30 protein-coding genes and 1 tRNA gene are annotated in these 25,190 nt (G+C 61.9%); 21 read left to right on the top strand and 10 right to left on the bottom strand.

From position 1 onward, the window contains the following. Window position 1: 1 nt before the first annotated feature. Entirely contained in the window at window positions 2-409 is a 408-nt protein-coding gene (locus ABH922_RS18705) for a Rid family hydrolase (RefSeq protein WP_424808339.1), read from the bottom strand. A 112-nt stretch (window positions 410-521) separates the two neighbouring features. On the opposite strand from ABH922_RS18705, the gene ABH922_RS18700 reads away from it, so the two are divergent. Beyond that, on the top strand, window positions 522-3,365 hold the full coding sequence (locus tag ABH922_RS18700; RefSeq protein WP_424808338.1) for an FAD-binding and (Fe-S)-binding domain-containing protein: 2,844 nt from the start codon (window positions 522-524) through the stop codon (window positions 3,363-3,365). Here the strand turns inward: ABH922_RS18700 and ABH922_RS18695 are convergent. Continuing rightward, on the bottom strand, window positions 3,362-4,051 hold the full coding sequence (locus ABH922_RS18695; protein ID WP_424808337.1) for an FMN-binding negative transcriptional regulator: 690 nt from the start codon (window positions 4,049-4,051) through the stop codon (window positions 3,362-3,364). The genes ABH922_RS18700 and ABH922_RS18695 overlap by 4 nt on opposite strands. Window positions 4,052-4,077: 26 nt before the next feature. On the opposite strand from ABH922_RS18695, the gene ABH922_RS18690 reads away from it, so the two are divergent. Together ABH922_RS18690 and ABH922_RS18685 are read left to right on the top strand one after the other, a co-directional pair. Further along, the gene (locus ABH922_RS18690; protein WP_424808336.1) at window positions 4,078-5,397 is read left to right on the top strand and encodes an aminotransferase class I/II-fold pyridoxal phosphate-dependent enzyme; all 1,320 of its coding nucleotides are present in this window, start codon (window positions 4,078-4,080) and stop codon (window positions 5,395-5,397) included. A 582-nt stretch (window positions 5,398-5,979) separates the two neighbouring features. Beyond that, window positions 5,980-6,468 (top strand): hypothetical protein, encoded by a 489-nt coding sequence (locus ABH922_RS18685; protein ID WP_424808335.1) that lies wholly within the window; start codon window positions 5,980-5,982, stop codon window positions 6,466-6,468. Between the two features lie 121 nt (window positions 6,469-6,589). On the opposite strand, the gene ABH922_RS18680 is transcribed toward ABH922_RS18685, so the two are convergent. Then, a tRNA-Gly gene (locus ABH922_RS18680) sits at window positions 6,590-6,663 on the bottom strand. A gap of 100 nt (window positions 6,664-6,763) precedes the next feature. Between ABH922_RS18680 and dcd the strand changes: the two genes are divergently transcribed. Together dcd and ABH922_RS18670 are read left to right on the top strand one after the other, a co-directional pair. Further along, complete coding sequence (dcd, locus tag ABH922_RS18675; protein ID WP_424808334.1) at window positions 6,764-7,333, top strand: dCTP deaminase; 570 nt, start codon at window positions 6,764-6,766, stop codon at window positions 7,331-7,333. Between the two features lie 39 nt (window positions 7,334-7,372). Next, window positions 7,373-7,663 carry a hypothetical protein gene (locus tag ABH922_RS18670; protein WP_424808333.1) on the top strand — a complete coding sequence of 97 codons (291 nt, stop codon included), beginning with the start codon at window positions 7,373-7,375 and terminating at the stop codon, window positions 7,661-7,663. A gap of 301 nt (window positions 7,664-7,964) precedes the next feature. Here the strand turns inward: ABH922_RS18670 and ABH922_RS18665 are convergent, their stop codons facing one another. After that, window positions 7,965-8,717 (bottom strand): IclR family transcriptional regulator, encoded by a 753-nt coding sequence (locus ABH922_RS18665; RefSeq protein ID WP_424808332.1) that lies wholly within the window; start codon window positions 8,715-8,717, stop codon window positions 7,965-7,967. After that, window positions 8,717-10,228 (bottom strand): APC family permease, encoded by a 1,512-nt coding sequence (locus ABH922_RS18660; RefSeq protein ID WP_424808331.1) that lies wholly within the window; start codon window positions 10,226-10,228, stop codon window positions 8,717-8,719. The genes ABH922_RS18665 and ABH922_RS18660 overlap by 1 nt, the downstream gene beginning before the upstream one ends. Before the next feature lie 239 nt (window positions 10,229-10,467). Here ABH922_RS18660 and ABH922_RS18655 point away from each other — a divergent pair, with 239 nt between their 5' ends. The 3 genes from ABH922_RS18655 to tatA are packed head-to-tail and all read left to right on the top strand — an operon-like array spanning window position 10,468 to window position 12,933. Next, window positions 10,468-12,048 (top strand): flavin monoamine oxidase family protein, encoded by a 1,581-nt coding sequence (locus tag ABH922_RS18655; RefSeq protein ID WP_424808330.1) that lies wholly within the window; start codon window positions 10,468-10,470, stop codon window positions 12,046-12,048. A gap of 37 nt (window positions 12,049-12,085) precedes the next feature. After that, the gene (locus tag ABH922_RS18650) at window positions 12,086-12,757 is read left to right on the top strand and encodes a Rid family hydrolase (RefSeq protein WP_424808329.1); all 672 of its coding nucleotides are present in this window, start codon (window positions 12,086-12,088) and stop codon (window positions 12,755-12,757) included. After that, complete coding sequence (gene tatA, locus ABH922_RS18645; RefSeq protein ID WP_424808328.1) at window positions 12,757-12,933, top strand: Sec-independent protein translocase subunit TatA; 177 nt, start codon at window positions 12,757-12,759, stop codon at window positions 12,931-12,933. Before ABH922_RS18650 ends, tatA begins: the two co-directional genes overlap by 1 nt. A 150-nt stretch (window positions 12,934-13,083) precedes the next feature. Here tatA and ABH922_RS18640 read toward each other — a convergent pair whose 3' ends face one another. Both ABH922_RS18640 and ABH922_RS18635 read right to left on the bottom strand, forming a co-directional pair. Continuing rightward, window positions 13,084-13,287 (bottom strand): cold-shock protein, encoded by a 204-nt coding sequence (locus tag ABH922_RS18640; RefSeq protein ID WP_003943666.1) that lies wholly within the window; start codon window positions 13,285-13,287, stop codon window positions 13,084-13,086. 250 nt (window positions 13,288-13,537) lie between these two features. Then, window positions 13,538-14,584 (bottom strand): YihY/virulence factor BrkB family protein, encoded by a 1,047-nt coding sequence (locus ABH922_RS18635; RefSeq protein ID WP_424808327.1) that lies wholly within the window; start codon window positions 14,582-14,584, stop codon window positions 13,538-13,540. A 251-nt stretch (window positions 14,585-14,835) separates the two neighbouring features. On the opposite strand from ABH922_RS18635, the gene ABH922_RS18630 reads away from it, so the two are divergent. After that, the gene (locus tag ABH922_RS18630) at window positions 14,836-15,084 is read left to right on the top strand and encodes a modification methylase HgiDII (RefSeq protein WP_424808326.1); all 249 of its coding nucleotides are present in this window, start codon (window positions 14,836-14,838) and stop codon (window positions 15,082-15,084) included. A 12-nt stretch (window positions 15,085-15,096) separates the two neighbouring features. Here ABH922_RS18630 and ABH922_RS18625 read toward each other — a convergent pair whose 3' ends face one another. Beyond that, the gene (locus ABH922_RS18625) at window positions 15,097-15,642 is read right to left on the bottom strand and encodes a Dps family protein (RefSeq protein WP_424808325.1); all 546 of its coding nucleotides are present in this window, start codon (window positions 15,640-15,642) and stop codon (window positions 15,097-15,099) included. 415 nt (window positions 15,643-16,057) lie between these two features. Here ABH922_RS18625 and ABH922_RS18620 point away from each other — a divergent pair, with 415 nt between their 5' ends. Further along, a complete protein-coding gene (locus tag ABH922_RS18620) occupies window positions 16,058-16,315 on the top strand; it encodes a hypothetical protein (RefSeq protein ID WP_424808324.1) in 258 nt (85 codons plus the stop codon). Between the two features lie 25 nt (window positions 16,316-16,340). Here ABH922_RS18620 and ABH922_RS18615 read toward each other — a convergent pair whose 3' ends face one another. Both ABH922_RS18615 and ABH922_RS18610 read right to left on the bottom strand, forming a co-directional pair. Beyond that, on the bottom strand, window positions 16,341-16,814 hold the full coding sequence (locus ABH922_RS18615) for a hypothetical protein (RefSeq protein WP_424808323.1): 474 nt from the start codon (window positions 16,812-16,814) through the stop codon (window positions 16,341-16,343). Then, window positions 16,811-17,416, bottom strand: coding sequence for an RNA polymerase sigma factor (locus ABH922_RS18610; protein ID WP_424808322.1), 606 nt, complete (start codon window positions 17,414-17,416; stop codon window positions 16,811-16,813). The genes ABH922_RS18615 and ABH922_RS18610 overlap by 4 nt, the downstream gene beginning before the upstream one ends. A 199-nt stretch (window positions 17,417-17,615) precedes the next feature. Between ABH922_RS18610 and ABH922_RS18605 the strand changes: the two genes are divergently transcribed. The 11 genes from ABH922_RS18605 to ABH922_RS18555 all read left to right on the top strand — a co-directional run bounded on the left by ABH922_RS18605 (window position 17,616) and on the right by ABH922_RS18555 (window position 25,164). Further along, the gene (locus tag ABH922_RS18605) at window positions 17,616-18,080 is read left to right on the top strand and encodes an Asp23/Gls24 family envelope stress response protein (protein ID WP_424808321.1); all 465 of its coding nucleotides are present in this window, start codon (window positions 17,616-17,618) and stop codon (window positions 18,078-18,080) included. Beyond that, the gene (locus ABH922_RS18600) at window positions 18,077-18,355 is read left to right on the top strand and encodes a hypothetical protein (protein WP_424808320.1); all 279 of its coding nucleotides are present in this window, start codon (window positions 18,077-18,079) and stop codon (window positions 18,353-18,355) included. Before ABH922_RS18605 ends, ABH922_RS18600 begins: the two co-directional genes overlap by 4 nt. 5 nt (window positions 18,356-18,360) lie before the next feature. Next, window positions 18,361-18,663 carry a hypothetical protein gene (locus ABH922_RS18595; RefSeq protein WP_424808319.1) on the top strand — a complete coding sequence of 101 codons (303 nt, stop codon included), beginning with the start codon at window positions 18,361-18,363 and terminating at the stop codon, window positions 18,661-18,663. 29 nt (window positions 18,664-18,692) lie between these two features. Continuing rightward, window positions 18,693-18,872: a hypothetical protein gene (locus ABH922_RS18590; RefSeq protein ID WP_424808318.1), complete on the top strand. Its 180-nt coding sequence runs from the start codon at window positions 18,693-18,695 to the stop codon at window positions 18,870-18,872. Beyond that, window positions 18,865-19,230, top strand: coding sequence for an Asp23/Gls24 family envelope stress response protein (locus ABH922_RS18585; RefSeq protein WP_424808317.1), 366 nt, complete (start codon window positions 18,865-18,867; stop codon window positions 19,228-19,230). Before ABH922_RS18590 ends, ABH922_RS18585 begins: the two co-directional genes overlap by 8 nt. A gap of 35 nt (window positions 19,231-19,265) precedes the next feature. Beyond that, window positions 19,266-19,811, top strand: a complete 546-nt coding sequence (locus ABH922_RS18580; RefSeq protein WP_424808316.1) for a DUF6286 domain-containing protein — start codon at window positions 19,266-19,268, stop codon at window positions 19,809-19,811. Window positions 19,812-19,813: 2 nt separating this feature from the next. Beyond that, window positions 19,814-20,413: a hypothetical protein gene (locus ABH922_RS18575; RefSeq protein WP_424808315.1), complete on the top strand. Its 600-nt coding sequence runs from the start codon at window positions 19,814-19,816 to the stop codon at window positions 20,411-20,413. A gap of 241 nt (window positions 20,414-20,654) precedes the next feature. Then, entirely contained in the window at window positions 20,655-20,918 is a 264-nt protein-coding gene (locus ABH922_RS18570) for a GlsB/YeaQ/YmgE family stress response membrane protein (protein ID WP_424808314.1), read from the top strand. A 73-nt stretch (window positions 20,919-20,991) separates the two neighbouring features. Next, window positions 20,992-21,189 (top strand): CsbD family protein, encoded by a 198-nt coding sequence (locus tag ABH922_RS18565; RefSeq protein WP_424808313.1) that lies wholly within the window; start codon window positions 20,992-20,994, stop codon window positions 21,187-21,189. 253 nt (window positions 21,190-21,442) lie between these two features. Continuing rightward, window positions 21,443-23,437, top strand: a complete 1,995-nt coding sequence (locus ABH922_RS18560) for a hypothetical protein (protein WP_424808312.1) — start codon at window positions 21,443-21,445, stop codon at window positions 23,435-23,437. Further along, window positions 23,434-25,164 carry an ABC transporter gene (locus ABH922_RS18555; protein WP_424808311.1) on the top strand — a complete coding sequence of 577 codons (1,731 nt, stop codon included), beginning with the start codon at window positions 23,434-23,436 and terminating at the stop codon, window positions 25,162-25,164. Before ABH922_RS18560 ends, ABH922_RS18555 begins: the two co-directional genes overlap by 4 nt. Window positions 25,165-25,190 lie beyond the last annotated feature (26 nt).

Below are 25,190 nucleotides of genomic sequence, written 5' to 3'. Positions count from 1 at the left end.
ATCAGTCCACGACGGCGGCAATCGCTTCGATCTCCACCAGCTGATCGTCGTATCCGAGGACCGTGACGCCCATCAAGGTGCTCGGAGCGTCGTGATCACCGAATGCTGCCCGGACGACCTCCCAGGCGGTGACCAGATCGGCTTGTTCGCTCGATGCCACGAGGACGCGGGTGTTGACGACGTCTTCGATGGATGCACCTGCATCGGCGAGCGCTGTCTTCATGGTCTCCACGGCTTTCGCGGCCTGACCGGCGTAGTCGCCCACGGCTGCTGTGGAACCGTCGTCTTCGAGCGGGCAGGCCCCGGCTAGGAAGATCAAGCGGGCATTCGCGGGAGCTGTTGCAGCGTAGGCGTATTCGGCTACGCCGCTGAGGGTGTTCGAGCGAATCAACGATACTGCGGTGGCCATGCCAACTCCCAAGGGCAGGTAAAGGTTTGCGAGTCAGTCTCCCACAGCGGCCGTGGTGCGTCCAATCGATTTGGTAGTCCGCCCGGACGGTGGAGTATGTAACATACTGAGCATGATCTCCGCCGGCTCGATGGCTGCACTGCTGCGTGGGTCAGGTGTGAGTGATGTTCTCTTCGACGGTACTACGCGGGCCGCATACTCGTCCGACGCTTCTCTGTATCGAGTGCGACCGCTAGTGGTGGTGCGCCCGCGGAACGCCGACGACGTAGCGCAGACCCTCGAAGTCTGCAGACGAACGGGTGTGCCTCTGACCTCTCGTGGAGCGGGTACCTCTGTCGCCGGAAATGCGGTGGGTACCGGTGTGATTCTCGATTTCAGTCGCCACATGAACAAGATTTTGTCGATCGACCCCGATGCCAAGATCGCAACGGTGCAGCCGGGAGTGATACAAGTATCGCTGCAGCAGGAAGCGGCACCGCATGGGCTCAGGTTCGGTCCGGACCCGTCCACCTTCACTCGCTGCACGATCGGCGGTATGATCGGCAACAACGCCTGTGGTGCAAGGACTCTCGGCTACGGCCGCACGTCGGACAACGTGACGGGTCTGCATGTGCTCAGTGGCAGCGGAGAATCTCTGGTCTTCGATTCGGCAGGGCAGTGGCAGTCTCTGGTTCACGCGTCTACGTCACTCGACAGGCTGCAAGCGGTCACCGGATCCGGATTGAGCACCATCCGAACGGAATTCGGACGGTTCGGCAGGCAGATGTCGGGATATGCGCTCGAGCATCTACTGCCGGAACACCGATTCGACGTCACTCGCATGTTGGTCGGTAGTGAGGGCACGCTCGTCGTCGTCACCGAGGCTACTGTTCGGCTCGTCACCGAACCGGCGCATCGAGTCCTCGTGGCATTGGGTTACCCGGACATCGCATCCGCCGGCGACGCAGCTCCGCTGGTCCTCGAGCATCACCCCACCGCGTGTGAGGGCATCGATTCGCGAATAGTCGATGTCGTTCGCGATCGTCGCGGTCAGGATGCGGTGCCACCCTTGCCGTCCGGTGCGGCATGGCTGTTCGTCGAAGTAGTGGGAGATCGGCTCGACGAGGCCGTGGCCAAAGCGGAGCGGGTGGGGCGCACCTGTGGGGCAGTGGACAATCTCGTCGTCACCGACCGCGCGAAGGCTGCGGAGCTCTGGCGAATTCGCGCCGACGGGGCCGGGCTGGCGGGCCGCAGTCCGGCCGGGCTGCCGGCTCATGCGGGTTGGGAGGATGCGTCGGTGCCGCCGCCCAGGCTCGGCGCCTACTTGCGTGACTTCGAATCCTTGATGCACGAATACGGTGTGACGGGTTTGCCGTACGGGCACTTCGGTGACGGCTGTATGCACGTCCGAATCGATTGGCCTCTCGACAAGCTCGGCGGCGCAGCAATTTTCCGGAGTTTCACGGTATCAGCTGCGAAACTCGTCGCCCGCTACGGCGGATCGCTCTCGGGTGAACACGGTGACGGACGCGCCCGCAGTGAACTGCTGCCGCTGATGTACTCCCCGGCCGCCCTCGATCTGTTTGCGGCCGTCAAGCACGCTTTCGACCCCGACGGCATCCTCAATCCCGGCGTGTTGGTGGACCCGCAACCGATCGACGTCGATCTGCGAATACCGGCAGCGCCGGTGTTGCGGCGCGATCTGGCTTTGGCGTATCGCCACGACGACGGCAATTTCACCCAGGCAGTGCACCGCTGCACCGGCGTCGGAAAATGTCGTGCGGACAACACCGCGTCCGGTGGGGTGATGTGCCCGTCCTACCAGGCCACCAAAGAGGAGAAGGATTCCACTCGCGGGCGTGCTCGCGTCCTGCAGGAGATGATCAACGGCTCCGCGATCGACGGTGGGTGGCGCTCACCCGAAGTGCACGACGCTCTCGATCTGTGCCTGTCCTGCAAGGGATGTCTCTCGGATTGTCCGACCGGCGTCGACATGGCGGCGTTCAAATCCGAGGTGCTGCATCAGAGCTATCGTGGCCGTCTCCGGCCCACGTCTCACTATTCGTTGGGGTGGCTTCCACGATGGGCAAGGATTGCGAGCCTGGCACCGGGGCCGGTCAATGCGGGCGCACGGATTCCCGTTGTGGGTCGGTTGGCGTTGTCCGCTGCGGGCGTCGACTCGCGACGTACGATTCCGCCGTTCGCTCGCCAGAGTTTCCGATCCTGGTTCAGGGCAACGCGGAGCGAACGTGTCGACGCCGGTAAGCCGGTGGTGTTGTTCGTCGATACGTTCACCAACTACTTCACGCCGGACGTCGGACGTGCCACGGTGCAGGTGCTCGAAGCGGCGGGGTTCCGCCCTCAATTGACGGACAAGCAGCACTGTTGCGGGTTGACCTGGATTTCGACCGGGCAGCTGACGGCGGCGAGGAGGATTCTCGGTCGAACGGTTGCGGCGTTGTCCGGGTACGTCGATGCCGGAATTCCGATCGTCGGGGTGGAGCCGTCCTGTGTCGGCGTATTACGTTCGGATGCAGTGGAGTTGGTGGGAGATTCGGCGGAGTCGGTGGCTTCGGCCACGAAGACGCTCGCCGAGTTGTTGACGGACAGCAACTGGCAACCACCGTCATTGGTGGGGAAGTCTGTTGTTGCGCAACCGCATTGTCACCATCACTCGGTCATGGGATGGAACGCCGACGCGCAATTGCTCGAGAACGCGGGCGCGCAGGTGGATCGACTCGGCGGATGCTGCGGACTCGCGGGTAATTTCGGCGTCGAGAAGGGGCACTACGAGGTATCGGTTGCTGTTGCCGAGCAGCAACTTCTGCCTGCAGTCCGAGCGGCCGAAGCAGATACGACGATCCTCGCTGACGGGTACTCGTGCCGTACCCAACTGTCGGATCTGACGGAGCGCAGAGGTGAGCATCTCGCTCAACTGCTTGTCTTTGCACTCGGTCGGGAGAATGGGCGACTCTAGTCCGCGACAGCGGGGTGGGCAGATGATTCGGTTGTGCGAACCGTCCGCGTCTCCGGCGTCGCGCATCGGCGAGAGTTCGCACTCATCAGAGCTGCCACGGCACGGTCGTTCGCATTCTGGGAGCCGGCGAGGGCATGTTGAATCCGGGAGCGATCGTCGACGGATTTGTCCTGGCCCAGCTTGAACTTGGCATCCACCGTGTCGATCTCGATACGGAAGGCTGCTATGTGTTCGAGGAGGGATTCTGCCCGCTCGGCAGCCGCTCCCCGGATCGACCACGCGCATTGCGGTTCGTAGCTCTTGGCGGCTTCGGCGGCGCGAGTGAGGGCGTGCAGATGATCGAGGAGAAACTCCTCGTCGTCGATCGCCTCAGCACTGCCGGTGACGTGCACGGCCACGAAATTGTAGGTGGGCAGGGCGGTGCCGGTCATGACGGCCGGGCTCACGTAACCGGCCGGACCGCCGAATACCGCCAGCACCCTCGCGCCACGCCGAAACTGTTCCACGATGGGGTCCACGAGGGGAACATGACCGATCAGATATCGCGGATCGTTCAGGTCGTCGAGAAGAACAGGCAGATGTGCCGCCTGGATGGGGGTGCTGCCGACGATGGTGGCAAAGGGATTTCGGCCGACGAAGTCCAGCGCGGCGGTGCGGTCACGGTGAAACAGGGGATTGACCCACATAATCTGTCCTAGTACAGTTTCAAACTGTGTTGGTTGAAGCGCTGGTAGGAAAAAGATACTCGCGTGAAATCCATCATGCAATCGCGGATGCGATCAGAGACGGTGAACTGCAGTCCGGTCAGGCACTGCCGTCGGTCCGCGCCCTCGCTGCCGACCTCGGAGTCAGTCCAGGAACGGTGTCGTTGGCGTATCGCACACTGCGAGAACGAGGATTGATCACGTCCGGGGACCGCAAACGAGCACGGGTTGCGGCAAAACCTGCGGTGCCGGCAATCGGTGACATGCCGGTCAGGCCGGGAATCCGAGATCTGCGCACGGTCGCGCCGGATACGGAGATGCTTCCCGACGTGCGCCGTTTCCTCGGTGCCGGAAGTGCGCGCAGCGGTGAGTACGCCATGCAGAACGTGACAGCCGAATTGGGCGCCGTCATGCGCGGACTCTTCGGTGGCGACGGTATCGACGGTCATCTCACCGTGACCAACGGCGCGCACGATGCAGTCGAGCGGATTGCGCTGGCCCTCGTCGCACCCGGCTCGACAGTGGCGGTCGAAGACCCCGGATGGATCGCCGGTTACGGACTGCTTCGAACGGCCGGGTATGCCCTTGCCGGGGTGGACGTCGACGCGCGCGGACTGATTCCCGCAAGTTTGTCGGCGGTGATGAAGCAGCATCACTGCGCGATGTTGCTCCTGCAACCTCGCGCCCAGAATCCCACCGGAGCCGCGTTGGACGCCCCTCGCGCGGAAGAGCTGCGTGAGATTTTGCAGGAATATCCGAATTGTGTTGTGGTGGAAGATGATCATGTTTCCCTGGTGTCTGGGTCCCCGGCGCATTCGCTCACACACGGCCGTCGTAGTTGGGCGGTGATCCGGTCGATGTCCAAGATCCTCGGACCCGACTTACGGCTTGCCGTCATGTCCAGCGACCGGACCACCGCAGATCTCGTCCAGGGCAGGCAGGCGCTGGGCCCGGGTTGGGTCAGTCACCTGGTTCAGCGATCCGTGGCTGCGATGCTCGCCGACGCCGCATGCTCGGCACGCATCGCCGACGCGGCAGATGCGTACCGCACTCGCCGAGAAGCGTTTGCAGGCGAACTCGCGATCAGAGGTATCGACGTGATCGGCAGTTCCGGCTTTACCCTCACCGTTCCGGTAGGTGACGAGTCCACGGTGTGCGCAGAGTTGATGGCGCGGGGTTGGGCCGTTCGCGCCGGGGAGCTGTCCCGGTTGTCGAGCCCCCCGTTCGTACGCGTGTGCACCGCAGACCTCTCGGCGGCCGATGCGCGGGCACTGGCCGCGGACCTCTCGGACATCGCGAACTCCCTGACCCGGGGGAGGGTGCTGTAGGCCGCGATGGTTCGGTTCGACTGTACGAGCAAGGATTTCCGATTTCACCCTCGAGTCCGTACTCGAATCCAGGCCCTGTGTCACTGCCTGCGATCTAGGCTGATCACATCCCGACCTGTTCGCGGGACTTCGTGGCGGCAAGGCGACGGTGGGTATCGTTGCGGCGACGGAGATCGATCTCGTGACGATCGAGAACTTCTACGGTGGTGCACTGTATGTCGACGGATCAGATGCGGGCGTCGTTGCGCACGCGTGGCTGGACTGGTGTGCAGATCTTCCGGAGCCCAGTTCCACTGCTGTTGCTTTTCTTCGACTTCGGCCGATTCCGGAGGTTCCTCCACCGCTTGCCGGCCGGCTGACCTTCGCGGTCCGATTTGCAGTCTTGCCGAACAGTCGGAGGCGGAGGAGATCATGGGTCGAATCCGTTCGGTGGCAACGCCACTGATCGACGGTGTCGGTGTACTTGCCGTATTCGGCAATCGCGGCGGTACACGCTGATCCGGTGGATCCCATGCTTGCACACGAAGTCAGTGTCATTGACGAGAGATCTGCCCCCATGACGCTGTCGATGAGTTGCTCGCTGTGGTCGGCCCGGGTTCGGTCTCGCCGCACATAGTCGTCGGACTGCGACTTCTGGGTGGAGCGCTCAGCAGAGATCCGCTGTACCGCAGCGTATTCTGTCACCGTGATGCGGCTTTTACCATATTGGTGGTCGGCGCGCTCGATCCGGCTTTCGCGGAGGCCACAGTTGCTCATACGCAACAGGTAATGCAGGCGGTGTCTCCGTGGAGTGCCGGATACTCGTTGCTCAACTTCACCGCCACCGCAGATCCGGAACGAATTGCCCGGACGTACGACGACGACACGACACAGGCGGCGTCCTGCACGTCGGACAGGTTTCGCGTCGGATACGACGCAGCGCGGCGACGGAGTTGCCGGGGTGATAGAACTCGCGGTGGGCCGATGCCCGGAACGCACAGCGCTCCGTGTGCAGGCAGTCGACACGCGGTGTCGGGAATCGGAAGTGCACCGGTCTTCTGCCCTGTCGATGTGATCGACAGGGCGAAGTAGCCGATCGTGTAGTGCCCATCGTCCGTCGGTGCGTCCTACCGATTCAGCGTCGCGGAACGATCCCGAGCCAGGGACGAAAAACCCCGCTCCAGGGCAACTGAAGGCGGGGTATTCCAAGTACTGGAGCCGATGACGGGAATCGAACCCGCGTATTCAGCTTGGGAAGCTGATGTTCTACCATTGAACTACATCGGCGTAACGCTCTCGGGAAGATTATCAGATCACCGGAGCGGTTGCGCAGAGCCTCACCTGGTCGAGGTCAAAGCGCTCGGTGCTCTACCGGTAACCTCGATACGTGCTGCTTTCAGATCGTGACATCCGTGCCGAAATTTCTGTGGGCCGTCTGGGGATCGAACCCTTCGACGACGCCCTGGTTCAGCCGTCCAGTGTCGACGTGCGCCTGGACGGGTTGTTTCGGGTCTTCAACAACACGCGGTATACACACATCGACCCGTCGTTGCGGCAGGACGAGTTGACCAGCTTGGTGGAACCCGCCGAGGGCGAACCGTTCGTGCTGCATCCGGGGGAGTTCGTACTCGGTTCCACGCTCGAGGTGTGCTCACTGCCCGACGATCTGGCCGGCCGGCTCGAAGGTAAGTCCAGCCTGGGGCGGTTGGGTCTGCTGACGCACTCGACAGCAGGGTTCATCGATCCGGGCTTCAACGGGCACATCACGTTGGAGCTTTCCAACGTCGCGAACCTCCCGATCACGCTGTGGCCGGGAATGAAGATCGGGCAGTTGTGCCTGCTGCGCCTCTCGAGCGCTGCGGAGCATCCGTACGGCAGCTCCGAGGTCGGTTCCAAGTATCAGGGGCAGCGCGGCCCGACACCGTCGAAGGCGTACCTGAATTTCAATCGTGGCTGACGACTGTACGTAATCGGTCTTGCGGTGGGGGAAAGTGCCATGAATCAGCTTTTCTACGGGCTGGTCTGTATGAATCTGTTGTTCGTGACCAGTGCGGTCTGTGTGGTCAAACCATCCACGTGGAGCGTGGCGGCCACGGTGTTCTCGGCTGTGGCCTGGCTGTTCTTCAACGGCCCTCTCGAAGGGAACGTGTTGATCTCGATCAACCGGGAACACGGTCTCACCGTTTCGGATCTACTGTCGTTCGTGGCAATAGCCGTCGCGGCACGGGGGTGGATGCAGCATCGCGGATTGACCGGGAACTCGGATACCGGGCGCCCGGCGCAGTAAGGGACGCTTTTATCCTGTGTGTTTGTTAAGAGCACCCGGCGTAACGGAAAAAATCGGGCATACTTGCAGCTTATGTGGTGGATAGTCGGCGGCGTACTCCTCGTGTGGGTGGTGTGTTCCGTTCCTGTTGCCATCCTCGTGGGACGAATGATTTCGCGTCGTGACCACACAGAGTTCGAGCGGCGCAACCGCGGGTGGGTGGACAACGTGTTGAGGCGGATGCGGGAAGAACCGGAAACGGAGCACGCTCGCACCGACCGTCGTAACCCGCCACCCGTCAGTTGAGAGTTGATGCTCCGGATCAGCCTGCTCGGGAAATCGCCGGGGTAGCGAGTCTTCCGGCATAGTCGCGAAGTAGGTATTCGAGGTCCGGATCGAGAACGGCGAGCCGCCCGGTGGGTCCGATCGCTGTAAGAGCTCCCACTGGCGAGCGGTCGACGTCGAGTACCGGTACGGCGATGGCGGATCGTCCGAGACGAACCTCGTCGACCTCGCGGGCCGGTTCCCCCCGCCGGATCAGGGACAGTTCGCATTCGAGTTGATCGGTGTCGGTGACTGTTCGCGCCGTGATTCTCCGTAGTGGCACATCCAGCAGCTCGGGTCGCGCGGACAGCAGGATCTTCCCGATCGCCGATGCGTGCAATGCACTCACCACCGTACGTTCGCCGCTCAGCTCGTGATCGGGATCGCGGTCGATCAGTTGGACCTTCCCGCCGACGTACGACGCGAGGTAGACGCCGTAGCGAAGCTGATCGCGCAGTTCCGCGAGGATCAGTGAATTGTCGATGGACGTCGGTTCCAGGGCGGCCCCGGCCAGTTCGCGGGTCCTTCGACCGAGAGCGAAGCCGGACAGATCGGCGATTCTCACCAGGTAGCCGTCGGCGACGAGAATGTTCAGCAGCCGGTAGGCGGTAGCCGGGGGAATCTGGGCCATTGCGGCGATGTCCTTGGCGGTGGCTCCGGAGCCGAGACGCGCAGCCGCTTCGAGGAGCGTCAACGCGCGCTGCACAGCTCTCGGCTCATGGCCACCGAGATCACGGGTTCTTCCGACCATCAGCGGGAGCCGGCGGAGGATTCGCCCACCAACACGATGTTGCCCGCAGCATCGGAGCTGAACACCCCGGCGCCGGGAAGTACGTCTTCGGTTTCGGCACTGTCGAATGCGCCTATGTGTGCCAGACACTCGGGGCGTCGACGGTGTAGACAGAACCGCCATGCGATGCCGGAAAACAGTACTGCCAGAACGGCAATCGGAGCACCGATGTGTGCGTCGACGACGTTGACATACACCAGATATCCGAGCACGGCCGCGCCCGCACCGCTGCCGCATGACGCCGCAACCAGCACCAGTGGGGTGTGCTCACCGATTCCGACGAGGAATACGACCGATGCGACGGCAACCAGAACGTACGCGACTATGACGGCCGCGCGCACTGTGAGTTTCAGATCTTCGAAGATCGATCCTTGGCCGAGTACGGCGAAAGTTCCACTGATCGACAAAATTACGACGACGACCGCAACCAATGCGAAATACGGTGTGCGAAATGTGCGATGAACGGACGAGAACCGGCGCGGTAGCAGACGCTCCACCCCGAACGAATACACCAGCCGGGAAGCCGCATTCGACGACGCCATCGACGACGCCAACCACGAGCACGCCAGGCCGATGTTGAGGATGATCACCACAGTCGAGCTGACTCCCGTTGCGGTGCCGTGCAAGTACGCGTTGACCAGGGTGTCGCTACGCCCGGTCCAGGCGGCCCATCCGGCAAAGATGAACAGTGATCCGCAGATCACCGGAGTCGCGAGAACCGTACGAGTGACGGTGACCAGCGGTCTTCTGGCTTCTGGTCCGAAATAAGCGGCGCTCTCGAAGCCGGCCAGCGCGAACACCGCTGTCAATGCGGTGAGCAGTAGTCCATGGGTAGATGTAGGGGGAACAAGCTGAGCCTGTTGGCTTCCCGATCCGCCGAACACCATCAGCCCGACGATGAAGAGCAACGAGCAGACCTCGACGGCAAGGATTACCAGAGCCGCGAATCGAACACCGCGAACGAGTGCTCCGAGAATCAGTAGCGCGATCCCCGCGTATACGGCGATCACAGCAGCCGCGCTGTCGAGGCCGATACCGGCGAAGCCGAGAAGTAGCACCGCGGCCTGACCGCCGTGATAGAGCGTCATGACGGCGCTACCGACGTACTTGACCAGCATGGCGATGCCCGTTGTCAACGCTGCTCTGGTTCCGAGGCCGCGAAAGACGAAGCTGTGCAAGCCGCCCGATGCCGCCATTCGACGCGTGAACTGGGAGACACAGAATGCGATCAGAGTCACCGACACGGTGGCTACCATGATGGTGATCATCCCGCTCAGCAGTCGCCCATGTGTCAGCATGATGACCGGAAGCGCCACCATGGAGGCGGCGGGGGCCGTGGTCGCCACCGATTGTGCGAGAACTTCGACGCCGGAGAGTTGACGTCGGCCCAGGGCGCGAAGAGGTGACCGCGCAGGCGGTTCGTCCACGCGTGTCGTGAAGGACAGCGCAATGGCTTCGTTGAGGGCGGACATGTCGCGTCACGCTAGTCGCCTTCTGTAACGCCGAGATTTCGAACATGCTTCAGCTGATCGCATCCGAGTGAGGGGACGGGACGTCGGCACGCATCGGATTCCCACTCGGGCATCCCGGAGCGTTTCGCAGCCGACAAGTTCTGGACTCACCGATCCTGAAGTCTGTCTCTCACACCGACAACCCGGGTCGCCGGGTCCACGAATGGGAGACTCAATTGCCATATACACGTAGATCTTTCATGCGCAGACTGGGCTTGACCGGCGGAGCGGGTCTGGCTCTCGGGGCGATGTCGTCCATCGGACTGGCGCCGACGGCGGCGGCGAGCCCGAAGCGCTTTCAAGCGCCGACGCCTGGGGATCTCATCGGTCGGGTCAAGGGTAGCCACTCGGTGGTGATCCTCGGCGGCGGGCCGGCCGGACTGTGCTCGGCCTACGAACTACAGAAGGCCGGATACCAGGTCACCGTCCTCGAAGCCCGCACTCGCCCCGGCGGACGCGTGTGGTCGATCCGTAACGGAACCCAGGAAACAGATCTGGCCGGCGAGACCCAGACATGCACATTCTCGGAGGGCCACTTCTACAATCTCGGAGCCACCCGAATCCCGCAGAATCACAACACCATCGACTACTGCCGTGAACTCGGTGTCGAACTGCAGATGTTCGGAAACCAGAACGCGAACACGGTGGTCAATTACACCGGCGACACGCCGCTGGCGGGTCAGTCGATCACCTACCGGGCAGCGAAGGCCGACACCTACGGATACATGTCGGAACTGTTGCAGAAGGCAACCAACCAGGGTGCGCTCGACCAGGTTCTCAGCAAGGAGGACAAGGAAGCGTTGTCCTCGTTCCTGAGTGACTTCGGTGATCTCTCCAGCGACGGGCGCTATCTCGGATCGTCGAGACGTGGTCACTCGGCCGAGCCGGGAGCCGGACTGAACTTCGGAACTGAGATCGAACCGTTCGGGATGAGTGACGTCATCCAGGGTGGTATCGGCCGAGCGTTCTCCTTCGAATTCGGGTACGACCAGGCGATGACGATGCTGACACCGGTCGGCGGCATGGACCGGATCTACTACAGGTTCCAGGACGCGATCGGTATGGACAACATCGAGTTCGGCGCCGAGGTGCGGGGAATGAAGAACACCTCCGACGGCGTCACCGTCGACTACGTCGTGAACGGGCAGACGAAGTCGATCACCGCCGACTACGCCATCTGCACGATTCCACCGCATCTGATCAAGCGACTCGACAACAATCTGCCCGCCGACATCCTGCTGGCCTTGGATGCGGCCAAGCCGTCGTCGTCCGGCAAGCTCGGCATCGAGTACTCGCGCCGGTGGTGGGAGACCGAGGAGCGAATTTACGGCGGAGCGTCGAACACCGACCGCGACATCTCTCAGATCATGTTCCCCTACGACCACTACAACTCCGACCGGGGAGTCGTCGTCGCCTACTACAGTTCCGGCAAGCGGCAGCAGGCATTCGAATCTCTCACCCATCGCCAACGGCTGGCCAAAGCGATCGCCGAAGGTGCCGAGATTCACGGCGACAAGTACACCCGCGACATCTCGTCCTCGTTCTCCGGAAGTTGGCGTCGCACAAAGTACTCGGAGTCCGCCTGGGCGTCGTGGGCGGGCGCGGGGGACTCTCATGGCGGTGTCGCCACCCCCGAGTACACCAAATTGCTCGAACCAGTAGACAAGATCTACTTCGCCGGCGATCACCTTTCCAACGCGATCGCCTGGCAGCACGGCGCTTTCACCTCCGCTCAGGACGTCGTCACGGCTCTGCATCAACGTGTCGCGTCGGGCTCGTAGCGAATCACCCATCCCATTTTCGAGGAGTCAGCACACCATGAAATCATCAGTCGCCAAGACCGTTGTCACGGCGTTCGCCGCTACCGTCCTGCTCGGTACCGCAACGGCATGTTCGTCCGATTCCGACAAGCCCGCATCACCTACGAGCGCATTCGTCTCGAAGTCGGTACTCGAAGCCGGGCAAGCTAATCCGATGATCGCCCAAGGGGTGTCGATCGGGAGCAACGCCGCAATATACAAGACGAGCGGCATCGGGCCGACCGCGAGCAACAAGGCCGCTCCGGAAGGATCGCCCGAGTCCTACATCGGCGGACGGTTCGCCGGGGGAGTGTTGCCGGCCGGGGTCACCGTCACCGAGGCTCAGGGTCTCAACGTGCTCGAGAAGATTCGCGACAATCTCGAAGCGCAGGGACTCACTCTCGAAGACGTCGTCACGATGCGCGTCTTCCTCGACAACGCACCGGGTTCCGACAAGGCCGACTACGCCGGCTGGAACCGCGCCTATCGCCAATTCTTCGCCAACACCAATCTCGATACCGGTGACACGGAGTTGGTGCCACTGGGCACGGCCGAACCCGGTGCCCCGATCGAACGAAACAGCGCCAGGCCCACCCGATTCGCGCTCGAGGTGGCCGGTCTGCCAGTGCCGGGTTGGTTGGTCGAGGTCGAGGTGGACGCCGTCTACCCGGCAGACAAGGAACCGGCCTGATGGGCGCGCTGAGCCCGACCCACTGGGCGATCGTAGCGGTGGTGTTACTCGTGCTGTTCGGCTCGAAGAAGTTACCCGAAGCCGCCCGCGGGTTGGGGCGGTCGATGAGAATCCTCAAGACCGAAGTAGCCGAACTGCATACCGGTGAGGATCCGGTACTCGACAAGCGCGGATAGGTGAAACGAACGAATACTGTTGTAATGACAGGATTCTGTTGTAACGACAACTCTGCGACGCTTCGAGCGTCCGACATCAGAAAAGGCTGGAGCCATCACCTCTGGGTGCGGTTCCAGCCTTTTCAATCTGAAGTCAGACGGGGGTCGAACTCAGATAGCGCGAACGTTCTGCGCCTGGGGGCCCTTCTGGCCCTGTCCGATCTCGAATTCGACCTTCTGGCCCTCGTCGAGGGACTTGTAGCCGCTGCCCTGGATTTCCGAGTAGTGAACGAACACATCCGGTCCGCCACCTTCCTGCTCGATGAATCCGAAGCCCTTTTCACCGTTGAACCACTTGACACTGCCCTGAGCCATAACCAAATTCTCCTGGATCCATCGAGCCGAGCCCTCCCATCGAGAGTTCGGTCTCCCCAGTGATCCTGCCATGCCGTTCTTTTTCTGTCTCCAATTACCTCCATGGCGAGTTGAAATTTTTGACCAATTTGTCAGTATTGATACGTTGTTCAGTTGAAGTGCCGGGCGTTGAAGGCCGCTCTGAACAGTCAATACGTGCCGAAAAGGGGATTGCGAAGAAGAATTGGGATCGTTGTGTTAAATCTTGGGTCTATGTGTCCTGTTCCCGCGTTGCGTCGCAATGGGGACTAACGACAAGGGGTTCCGGCGTCGTGTCGGCCACCGCATCGGGCGTCTTGGAAGCGGGTGGGTCGAACGTGACGTGGATGTTTTCGTGGGGGACGGCACGCTGCGCCTTGGCCTGATCGGCGAAGGTGCGACGGTCGCCTTCGATGAGTTCGGTGTTGTCGGTGAACGGTGCGAGCAACGCGCGTGGATGTAGTCGATCCACCCGCACGACGTTGATCTCCGCGCACATCACTATCGAAGCGGCAGCGAGGAACAAGAACGCCAGCAATCCCAGAACAATGGCGAAAACGCCATTTGTGGTCGAGGCGCCACGGACCACGGAGTCCACGTACAGGGCGCCGAACGACTGCAGTGCCTGCCACAGAATTGCCGCCGCCACCGCCCCGGGGGCGACGTCGGTGAAGGAAAGCGGTCGAGCACATGTCAGACGGAAAGCCAGAATGAATATCAGAGAGTTCAGTGCGACGGCTGCCAGGATCAACAGGTACTGGAACGGACCGGCCAGATGCAAGACTCCACCGACGGCGGAGACCGCTGTGGTGCCGAGAACGGCGAGGCCGATGGTTCCCAGCAGTAGCAGTCCCTGAAGTCGGCCGCGGATCGGGTCCGGGCGCATGTTCCGCGGGACCGACCACACGGTGTTCATCGCATTCTGGCAGGCAAGCGCAACGCCGAGGCCGCCGTACAGAGCGCCCACGATCCCGATGACCAGTCCGGCGGTTCCACCGCCGATCTGAGTGGGATCACCCAGATCGTCGCCGATGACCGGGAACTGGTGCAAGGCGGAGTCGATGATCTGTTGCTGCAAGTCGGGGTTGTCGGCGAGAACGAATCCGAGCACGGTCGACAGGAGCAGCAGAAGCGGAAAGAGTGAGATGACCCCGTAGTACGCGATCAGTGCCGCCAGGTACACACCTTGATCATCGAGAAACTTGTAGAGCACGGCGATGGGGAATCCCAGCGCGGGATGCTTCTGCTGGAGCGCGTCCAGGCGGGTGGCAATCGTCATGTCCGGTCACTTTCGTTCGGCCGTCGGCTCGAAGAACCCTAGCCGCTAACGGCCGAGGCCGCGCTGTGCGTGGCCTCGACCGGACCGGGCATGACCGCATTCGAAAGTGCATCGGTTGTAGTGCCGTGACATGGGATGTCGACCGCCGTTGAACCAAGTAGAAAGTGCAACAAGAGTTCTCGATGTCGAAAACAGGTACGGTGTAGGTAGTTCCGGCCGTGTAACGGCATTCGTGCAACGAAAGGGCAACGATGAACGATCGTGAAGCACTGACCGTCGTCTCCACCAAGCTCGATACGCTGATCGGTTCGAAAACCAACGGATTGCGGGACGAGGTACCGCCTGGATCGAGCGTGAAACGCCCTGATCAGGATGGCGAGGGCGGTCGATGGGGTCACGACTACCGGTTGGCGAACAAGTACCTCGAGGCACTCGACATCGGTCAACCGGGCATCATCGACCGCGCCGAGTTCGATCGTCTTGTCCGAGAATATGTTTGACAGGAATTCCGATCAATTCGACCGGGCGTGGTCCGCGGCACCACGCTCGGTGGCGGATCCCTCGTGAACCAGTCCGCCGCCGGAGTTTTCCAGATGTGCACGGACGAACCATTGGAATTTCTCCAACTGCGCAGTCTGCCCGATCAGTATGTCTTCGGTGATCGGATCGATCTTGCCGACCGTGTCGATCACGGTTCTGTTGGTGGTGATCACGCCGGTGTAGACCAGGTCCAGGGCGGCCAGGTGTGCCGTGGCATCGTCCCGCTCGACCGAGTAGTCGTCCCACGTCCGGTCGCGTTCGATGGCGCCGGCTGTTCCTCGAGGTGAATTACCCAGGGCCGCTATACGTTCGGTTATCTCGTCGGCGTACCCGCGCACCAACTCGACCTGCGGGTCGATCATCTCGTGTACGCCGATGAAGTTCGGCCCCACGACGTTCCAGTGAACGTGCTTGAGTGTCAGGTGAAGGTCGTTGTACATGCTGAGGCGCTCTTGCAGGGCGGCCGCGACAGTTGCGCCGTCGGTGCTGGTCAAACCTGGGATCGTGAACTTCGACATGTTCTTCCTCTCGTTCGTGGCGGCGATGCGACCCGGTCAGGCCGTGGCGCCGTCGTCAATCGGATGTCCGTGTCTTTCGTGTTCGTGGTCGTGTGTGTTTGCCTTGTGTGTGATGGCTCGTACGCGTGGCGCTGCCAAGTACTGCGACGGTCTTCGGGTGCGAACTCGACCGAACCATTCGACGCCTCTACGGTACATGAATCAGGCATCGCAGTGAAAAGTCTTGTGAAGAAATGAGTTCGGAGTACCGTCACCATGTGGGACTGTGTTCCCGGTTCGAGAATCATCCACGGTACCGATCACTGTTCAACTGGGCGACGCATTCCGCTCACCGTGCGCTGGTAGTCAAGAGGTTCGGCATGCCGGAAAACCGAGTCATGTGTGCGCAAAGTTGTAGAACCGGGAGAGGCTCGCCATGAGTGGACTGACGATCACGACGGACCATCTACGCAGGTTGCTTGCCAGTAGTCCGCGGTCGGAGTTGGTAGCCATCGGTGGCGAGATCGAGATCTTCGTCCCCGACGAGGAAGGATTCCAACTCGACGGTGTGTCGTTGATCGGTCGAGAGCAGTTGGCCGAGCGTGTGATCGTGGGATCGGCCGCACCGGACGAGGCCGCACTGAGCGTCGCGGCGCAGGCGCTGACCTCGATGATTGCCGAACTGGGCGGCTGAGGAGTGTCGGAGTTCCGCCGGGCGGCTACTCCTCGACGGTGCTCGCGTGCACCTCGATGATGTCGGTGATTTCCACGTCGACCCGCAACAGTGAGCTCGACGAGTCGAACTCGCCGAGCAACTCGCTGACGAGTTCGACGGTGTCCCTTCGGACCGATGCCCCGAGTTCCGTGAGATCGGACCCGTACGCCGCTGCCAGTTCGATTCGAATCGAACGCAGATCGACCCCGCTCAGTTCAAGCTCCACAGCGCTCGGCGAGCAGCGATCGTCCCGGCGAATCCGAGCTGCGAGCTTTTTCCGAACGACACGATCGCTGACGAACACCGAGCCGAGCTTCGCACTCGGGGACCTCCGGACCCGGATCGGCCACCCGGACATCGGCGCCGATCGAACAGCACCGATGACCGAGTCGCTGATCCGAGTCCATCCCGGCTCGGGGAGGGTCTTCAGAACGTCCGCCGCTCGTGTCAGCAATTGATCCGATTCCGGTTTCGTCATCGCCACCTCATCATTCGTTCACCCAGGTTCGCACGTGCTCGATGGTGGTGGGCCCGGACCGAGTCTGCAGAAAGTCGAAGTATCTCGCCCACCTGAACAAATGTCAGCATCTCCACTTCGCGGAGAATCCAGGCTGCGCGTTGACGATACGGTAGTTCGCCGAGTGCCTCCTCGAGCGCTTCGAGGAATGCGACATTGGAGGTGGTGTCGAAAGGTCCGGCCTCCTGCGACGGGATCAGGGGATCGAGGAGTTTGTCGTCGATCGGTTGGGCCCGCTTGATCCGGTACGTGTCGATGATCTTGCGCGAGCAAATCGAGAACAACCACGTCTGGATGGACGACTCGCCGCGGAAGGAATCGAGCCGGCGCCACGCCGCGACGAAGGTGTCCTGTACGACTTCGAGGATGTCTCCCTCGTCCGCGAGCATTCTTCGCGCGTAGCGGTGCAATGCCGGGCCGTAGTGGTGAACGACGGCTTCGAACGCCTCACGATCGTCGAGCATCGCAGCGTCCACGATCCGCTGATCGAGGCCGGCTTCACCGCCCGTGGTCCCGCCCGGTGTCGAGGCCCCTGTGAGCCCCTGTGGTCGTGGTGACGCCACAGTCGCTCCTCTCGTGAAAATTCTCGAGTGACAGGTAGGTACTTCGGACGGGTAGTTCATTCTTTCGTCCGCATCGGTGGTAAATGTTACGTAAGGTAACTGGTGAGCAGAAGTAATGGGTGTCACAGTATTCGTACGTTCGGTTCGGAGCTCGACCACCGACTACACAGGTGGAAAGACCAAACAGGAGGAGACGGTAATGGCCGGCACACAGTCAGGATCAAGCTCGAGCAAGGACGTCGAGTCGACTACCGACTCGGCTCTGGTCAGCTCACAGGGCAAGACGTCGATCGCCGACACGGTTGTCTCGAAGATCGCCGGGATCGCAACTCGCGAGGTGAGCGGTGTCTACGACGTGGGCGGCGGTGCTTCTCGTGTGGTCGGCGCCCTGCGCGAACGCATTCCGGGCGCGAGCATCAACCACTCGCAGGGGGTTTCGGTCGAGGTCGGCGAAAAGCAGGCGGCTGTCGACATCGACATCGTCGCAGAGTACGGGGTCTCGCTCGCGGATCTGGCCACGGGGATTCGCCGAAATGTCATTGCAGCGCTGGAACGGATGACCGGGCTCGAGGTCACCGAGGTCAACATCACCGTCCACGACGTCCATCTCGACGACGGCAACGACGACGACAGCGGCGATCCGAAGATCTCGCGGGTGCAGTGAATTCCGAACCGGATGTCGCTGATTCGATAGCGGTGGCAGTGCTGGCCGTACCGGGGGTGTCGGGATTACATCCCGGAATGTTCGGTGAGGTCGGTACGTATCTACCGGGCCACCGGGTGGTGGGAGTTCGTGTCGGTGACGCGGGCACGGATATTCACGTCACCGTCACCACCGAGGCGTCGATCGACGACACTGCCGCACGTATTCGTGCCGCTGTGGCCCATCTGGTGACGGGGACGGTCAATGTGACCGTGGAAGACATAGTCGAGCACTGATTTTCGTGGCCGACATCGAATGGACGTCATATCCCGATCGCCGCTCTGCTCGCAGAGCGGCGGTCCGGAAGTTCCATCCGGACATAGGCGGATCCGCCGATGCGTTGAGAGCGGCTCTGACCGACATCGATGCACTGTTCGCCGACGCGCCATCGGCATCGGCTTCGGCTTCGGCTTCGGCATCGGGCGAAGTCACCGTACTCAGATCTTTTCGCGGGACCGTTGAACAGTTGGCCAAGCCGGTTCGGGTTCGTTACAAGAAGTTTCGAGCGCGATTGCCGGGCGCGCGTACCTATACCGAGATCTGAACGCCGAGGCGTTCACGGGAGGACATGTCATGACCACATCCACGGTAGGTCTCATTGCCGGACTACTTCTGGGAATTGCCGCAGCAGCAGGCGGATTCACCGGGTTTCTCATCGCACTCGTGCTGGGAGTGATCGGATATCTCGTGGGCGGGCAACGAGACGGCGAGTTCGATCTCGCCGTCTTGTTCCGAGGGCGCGGTCGTGGCTGAGTCAGTCGAGCCAGGCATGCGCGGAACCTTGACTGTTCGCGATCACGTCGCGCACAAGCTGGTTCTCAAAGCTGCCCGAGAGACGACCGGTGTTCGGCGGCATGCGGGAGGGATCGAGAAACTCACCCGACGCCGTCTACCTCGGGCCCGAGTCACTCTGTCCGGGAACGTGGTTCATGTTCGGGTGGATATCGCAGTGCAATGGGCCGACTCACCGGCGTTCATCGGCTCGGCGGTGCGCGACAATGTCAGAACCGAACTCGAAACGGTGTCGGGTCTGACAGTGGCGGGAGTCGAAGTCGATGTGGTGAGTGTTCTCCCGCCGGAAACGGACGAGTCGCGGAGGGGTGTGCGGTGATAGATTCCGAGGTGCGACCAGACGAAAGTGTCGAGGTGCTGCCGAGGGAATCGAGCCCGGAAGAGCGGGTCCCGGTCGCGACGGCCGGTGCCGTGCTCGTCGGTGTCGTTCTGGCAATGGGCGTTCTGGCGGTGGGAGTTGTCGCAATCCGAGACACCCTTGTCGCCACCGGTTTGCTCGCCGGACCGTCCTGGATAGTCCGCGCGCTCGACGCGGCAGACGGCATCGGCTATCAGTCATGGATGTTGCCGGCCGGGATCGCGGCCGTCGTCGTGGGCGGTTGCATCTTGACGTTGTCCCTCAAGCCTCGCTCAAAGCGGGCCAATCGGGTTGTAGGGCAGCCCGATCTGTGGATTGCGCCGCGAGACGTGGCGTCAGTGGCCACGGTGCGAGCCGAGTCCGTCGACGGTGTGCTGTCAGCGAAGGCGAAGGCCAGTCGCCGGCGCCTGGTGGTTCGACTGACAATCGCCGGAGTCGATCCCGTCGATGTCGAGGCGAAAGCGAGGGCGGTGGTCGCTCATCTGACGGAATCTCTGTCGCCTGTTCCTCGTCTCGTGATACGTAGCGATGTCAGGAGGTGATCATGTCTCGCACAGTCGAATTTGTGGACCGCGTGGTGTCCGGGGTGGTGGCGTTGAGCGTCGTCGCGATCGGTGGTGGCGCGGTTGTGTGGGGTACCGATCGATTCCCCGGCATGCCTGAGCGCCTGAATCTGTCATCAGTCCTGTCCGAAACGGATAGATCCTGGTGGCCGTGGGCGGTCGGTGCTGCGGGGATAGGGCTCGGAGCATTGTCCGTGTGGTGGCTCATCTCGCATCGACCGGCGCGCAAGGTGAAGCGGATAGTGTTGGCGGACCACGGAACCGGAGAAAAGGTGACCTCGGATCTGAGCATGTTGACATCGGCGGCTGCCGATGCGCTGGAACGTTCACCACATGTTGTTCGCGCGCGCGGAAAAGCTGTTCTCGATCAGCGGGTCCGCTCTGTCGAACTGAACGTCACCGTTCGGCGTTCCGCAGTTCGGAGCGCCGATTCCATTGCTGCGGTGTATGACACGATCAACTCGGTTCGGGACAGTGTGAGACACATGGCACAGGACCCGTCGATCGAGGTTCGCACCTTCCTGCTGGTAGCACGCTCGGGCTCTCGGTCCATTGCGACGGGTGAACCCGCAACAGCCTGAAATGTCTTATTATGTTGCCGTGGTTCGGATTTGGAATCGAACGTTTGTCCTGATAGAAATAAAAGGCGGTGATGTTGCCACTGTTCCGTTTCGGATCTCGTACGACGACGCTTCCGCGTCGGCATCCGAGCGATCGTCGGCGTACATCTCGATCGGGTGACAGTGGCACTGAAACGGCAGACGGCTGCGATTTCGCCGCCTATCATCAAATGTCCGTCAAAAACCTTCACAAGGAGTTGCAATGCTCGGTTTAGGAATCATTGGATGGATCATCATCGGCGGCCTGGCCGGTTGGATCGGCAGCAAGATCATGAAGACGGACGCCCAACAGGGCATTGTCCTCAACATCGTCGTCGGTATCGTCGGCGGCTTGATCGGTGGGTTCCTGCTCAAGATATTCGGGGTCGACGTCAACGGCGGAGGCCTGATCTTCAGCTTCCTCACTTGTGTTCTCGGCGCAGTGATTCTGCTGTTCATCGTCAAGACGGTTACGGGGAAACGCTGACCGTACGACGCTGACCGGCACACGAACCGCCTCGTCGGGCGGTACAACCCACGCAATTCTCCAGGAGGAACATATGGCTGATTTCATCGACAAGGCAAAGCACCGTGCCGAAGATCTCATCGGCGAGGCCAAGGAGAAGATCGGTCACGCAACCGGCAACGACGATCTCGCTGCAGAAGGTGCAGGGGATCAGGTGAAGGCGAAGGCGAAGAAAGTGGGCGACGCGGTCAGTGATGCTGCCTCCGACATCAAGGACACGCTCACCAACTAGAACTCGTTCCATGAAGCGGCCCACCGGCAATCGTCGGTGGGCCGCTTTTTCGGTAGTCCCACCAAGCGAACAGTTCCGTTTACGGACTTTCGACTCCAGATCAATTTCCGGACAATTAGCCAAACCCTGAAAACCCTCGATATGGTTTGTTTGTCTACATCGGCCGGGTAGCTGTCAGCCACCGGGTCGGCGGGAACGTGCCCTGGGTGACAGACCTTCGGGTACTCCAGGAATCGACACTGAGGAGAAGGCGATGAGACGAATTGGTCTCGGCTCGACCCGCTCGCTGGCCGTTGCACTCGTGGTTGCTCTCGGCCTGGTGAGCGCCGGCGCGGGAATCGCTGCCGCACAGGACTCCGCGGAGCCGACCACTTCAGCGCCGGAGTCGGTTGATGTCGATCAGGAATCGGAAATCGTCCCGGCTGGTTCCGTGCCGATCTCGTTCACCGAACTCGGACGTGGGATCGACGTCTTGTTCCCGTCGAACGACACCGCGGTGGTGGTGACCGTCCCGGTGCCGGACGGTCTCACCGCATCTGCGATCACCGGGACGCTGACTGCCCCGACCGATTTCAGTCGAGGCTGGCTCGAGGTGACCGCGGCGGGCAGGTTGGTGAACCGCCTCGACTTCGACGGTGTTCAGGCGGGTCAGGGCTTGCCGGTGTCGATCCCGCTGGCGGGACTCGAGGTGGTGGACCGAAGCGTCACCGTCTCCATGGTTGCTCATCTCGTTCCGATCGACGACCGCTGCTATGACCGAACCAACTACCAGCCGCTGGCTGTGCGCGGGGCGAGCGTGGTGTACGACGGGGTCGAGGAGCAGCCGAAAACCGTCGCGGCATTCTTCCCGTCGATCCTGCGTAAGGCGACTGTCTACGTGACCGACGGATCCTCGGAAGCGCAACAGAGTGCAGCGCTGCGTCTGAGCACCGCGATAGTCAATCAATACGACGGCCGCCCCGATTCGGTCGTGCTCGAACAACTCCCAGCGGGTCGAACGCTGCCTCAGGTCGATCCGCAGTTGTTCGAGCGCAGCATCGTACTGTCGGACAGCAGTGAAGCCGGAATCGATCTGGTCACTCAGGTCGGGCATGCCCCGGTGCTGCGCATCAGCGGCGACGCTCGGTCACTGGTATCCCAGGTCACGTTGCTGGCGGCAAATTTCGACGGCTTCTGGTCTGCCAGTAAGGCGCTTGCCTCCCCGGATCGAGCAGTGGCCGAAATATCCCAGGACGTGATCACCCTCGGGCAATTGAAGTTGGGTACGTTGAGCGCGTCGGGGCTGACCCACATTCAGGTGGATGTCCCGTTCAGTCAGTCGCAGTTGGGCCGATCCCTCGAGAATGTCAAGCTGCGTCTGATCGGAACATATGTCCCGCTGCCCAATTCGCGCAGCGGTGAACTCACGGTCTCCGTCGGCGATACGAGATTGGGTTCGCAGAACGCAGATTCGAGCGGGCGATTCGATATCAGCGTCACGATTGCGAACGAATTGCTGCGACGCGACAACGTGGTGCAGCTCGCGATGGACGTGACCGGGGATTTCCAATGTGGAACCAGTAGTCCGTCGACGCTCACTCTCGATCCGTCGAGCACGATCAGCAGTTCGACGGCGTTCCCGCCGGTGCCCGGTGGATTCCAGTCACTTCCACAGTCGATGCTGCCCACCATCGACGTGGGCCTGAGCCATGGCGATTTCGCCGATCTGGTTCGGGCCCAGCGTTTGATGGTGCAGATGCAGCGACTGAGTTACCTGCCGCTGCAGCCCCGTGTCCTGTCGTTCGACGACGCGGCGACGAGCTCGCTGCCTGCTCTCCTCGTCGCCGCGGACGGCGACCTGCCTACTGCCGTCGTTCTGCCGATGGACTCCGCGGATCAGGGGCTGCTCCGCTTTCACGGATTCGCGTTCGACAGCGCTTACGGAGCACTGCAGGTGGTGTCCGGGCCGCACAACGAGATACTCGCGCTGACCTCCAACGGCGACGCCGGCGATGCGGACGACATTCTGAACTGGCTGGACGGTGATCGGAACCGCTTCGCTGCTCTGACAGGCGATCTGCTGGTCGGCACCCGCGACGTTGCGCCATTCGACATCGGCGTCAACGTGGCTCCGCTGGGTTCGACTCCGGCAATGTCGGTGGATTCGGGTATCGATCGCGCGCTACTGGGCTGGATCGGCGCCGGCACCGTGGCCTTGATCGTGATTGCCGTCGGGGCAGTGCTGATGGCCAGGCGTCGCGCGAAGTGACCGTCGCTGACCTGCCGATGAAGGTCGTTGTGGAGCACAATCTTCCGGTTCGGAAGCCATGGCGGCTGTACACTGCGATATTCGTGCTCTACGCCGCGGTGGGGGTGTGGATGAACGCCGGCATCGGGTTCATCTTCACCGACTCGCTGAGCCGAGTCGCGTCGGTGTCGGCGATGCTCCTCAGCCGCGACCCGCATTTCGCGGCCATCGGATTCATCTTCACACCGTTGACGGCAGCGGCACAGATTCCCATGGGAATCCTGGGACACTGGTGGCCGGAATTGTTGCGCTGGAACATCACCGCTGCGGTGATGTCGGCGGCATTCATGGCCGGGGCAGTGGTTCAAATTCGTGGTATCAGCCGCGACCGCGGGTGTACTCGATGGACCACGGTGGTCTTGACCGCACTGTTCGCGCTCAACCCGATGATCGTCATGTACGCCGCGAGCGGCATGAGTGAAGCCCCGTTCCTGTTCTTCGTGCTGTGGGCGGTTCGCCGTCTGATGCGGTGGATGCACAGCGACGACGTACATGATCTGATCGCGGCCGGCCTGGCGCTCGGTCTGGCCTATCTGACCAGATACGACGCGTTGGCGCCGTTGTTCGTCGCCGTGATGCTGGTGACCGTCGTGAGTTGGATCCGGTTTTCCGATGTCGACCCAGATTCCGACGACAGTGTTCGCGTACGCCGACTGTGGGCCGCTGTACTGGACGGAACAGTCGTGTTGATGCCGGGAATGCTGGCCTTCATCGCATGGTCGTTCTCGAGTTGGCTCATCACGGGCCAGGCGTTTCAACAATTCTCGTCCGTGTACGGCAACAGCGCGATCATCGAACAAGCGGGCGTCAATGCCGACTCACTGCTGACGCGCGTGGTGTTCTCCACGACGGAGATCGCAGTTCTCGGTCCGGCACTGCCCGTCCTGCTGGTGTTGGCAACAGTGCGTGCCATCGGTCATCGTGACCCGGAACTGATCGTCGTATCGGCAGTCTTCGGTTCGATCCTGGGGGCGCAGACACTGCTGTACGCGATGGGCTCGACCTTCCCGCTGCTGCGGTTCTACATCGCGGTCATCCCGCTGTGCTTCGTCCTGGCGGTGCTCACCGATCCGCGGGGTGCCCCGGTGATCTCGCGACGGCCGGGCCGCGCGGCGAGTACCGCCGTCGGCCTGAAGAGAGCCCCGGCGACGGCGTCGTTGTCGGTGATCGTCGCGCTCTGTCTACTGGCCGGATCCAACGCCCTGACTTTCGTGGCAATGGGTAATGCGCGACTGGCGGTACTGGAACACTCGATAGCCAGTGCGGTGGTTCCAGGCCGGGACGATCTCGACGAGCAGGCGATTCTGCGGACATTCGCGGCCGAGCGTCGTATTGCCAAGTACCTCGACAATCTGGACTTACCACCGGGGTCGGTTCTGCTCGACACCGTCGAGAGCTACGCGGTGGTGACTGCCTCCGACAATCCTCGCCAGTTCGTCGTGCCTTCCGACGGCGACTTCGTTCGGATTCTCAACGATCCGACGACGTTCGCAGTGGAGTACATCCTGGCCGTCCCCAACGACGGGCGTGGTGAGTCCGATGCGATCAACCGCCGTTATCCGACGATGTTCGACACCGGAGCCGGCGGGGTGGGAGCATTGGTGTTGGAGGTACCCAACGACGGGGGGATGGCGCCGTCGTCATGGCGGTTGTATCGAGCGACCGGGGAACCTCGGTCCGGTAACTAAAAACTGGACATATGGGACACTTTCTC

Source organism: Rhodococcus sp. 27YEA15 (assembly GCF_049739425.1).
GTDB lineage: Bacteria > Actinomycetota > Actinomycetes > Mycobacteriales > Mycobacteriaceae > Rhodococcus_F.
The sequence above is the reverse complement of the archived record's forward strand: the minus strand, read 5'-3'. Positions and strand labels throughout refer to the sequence as shown.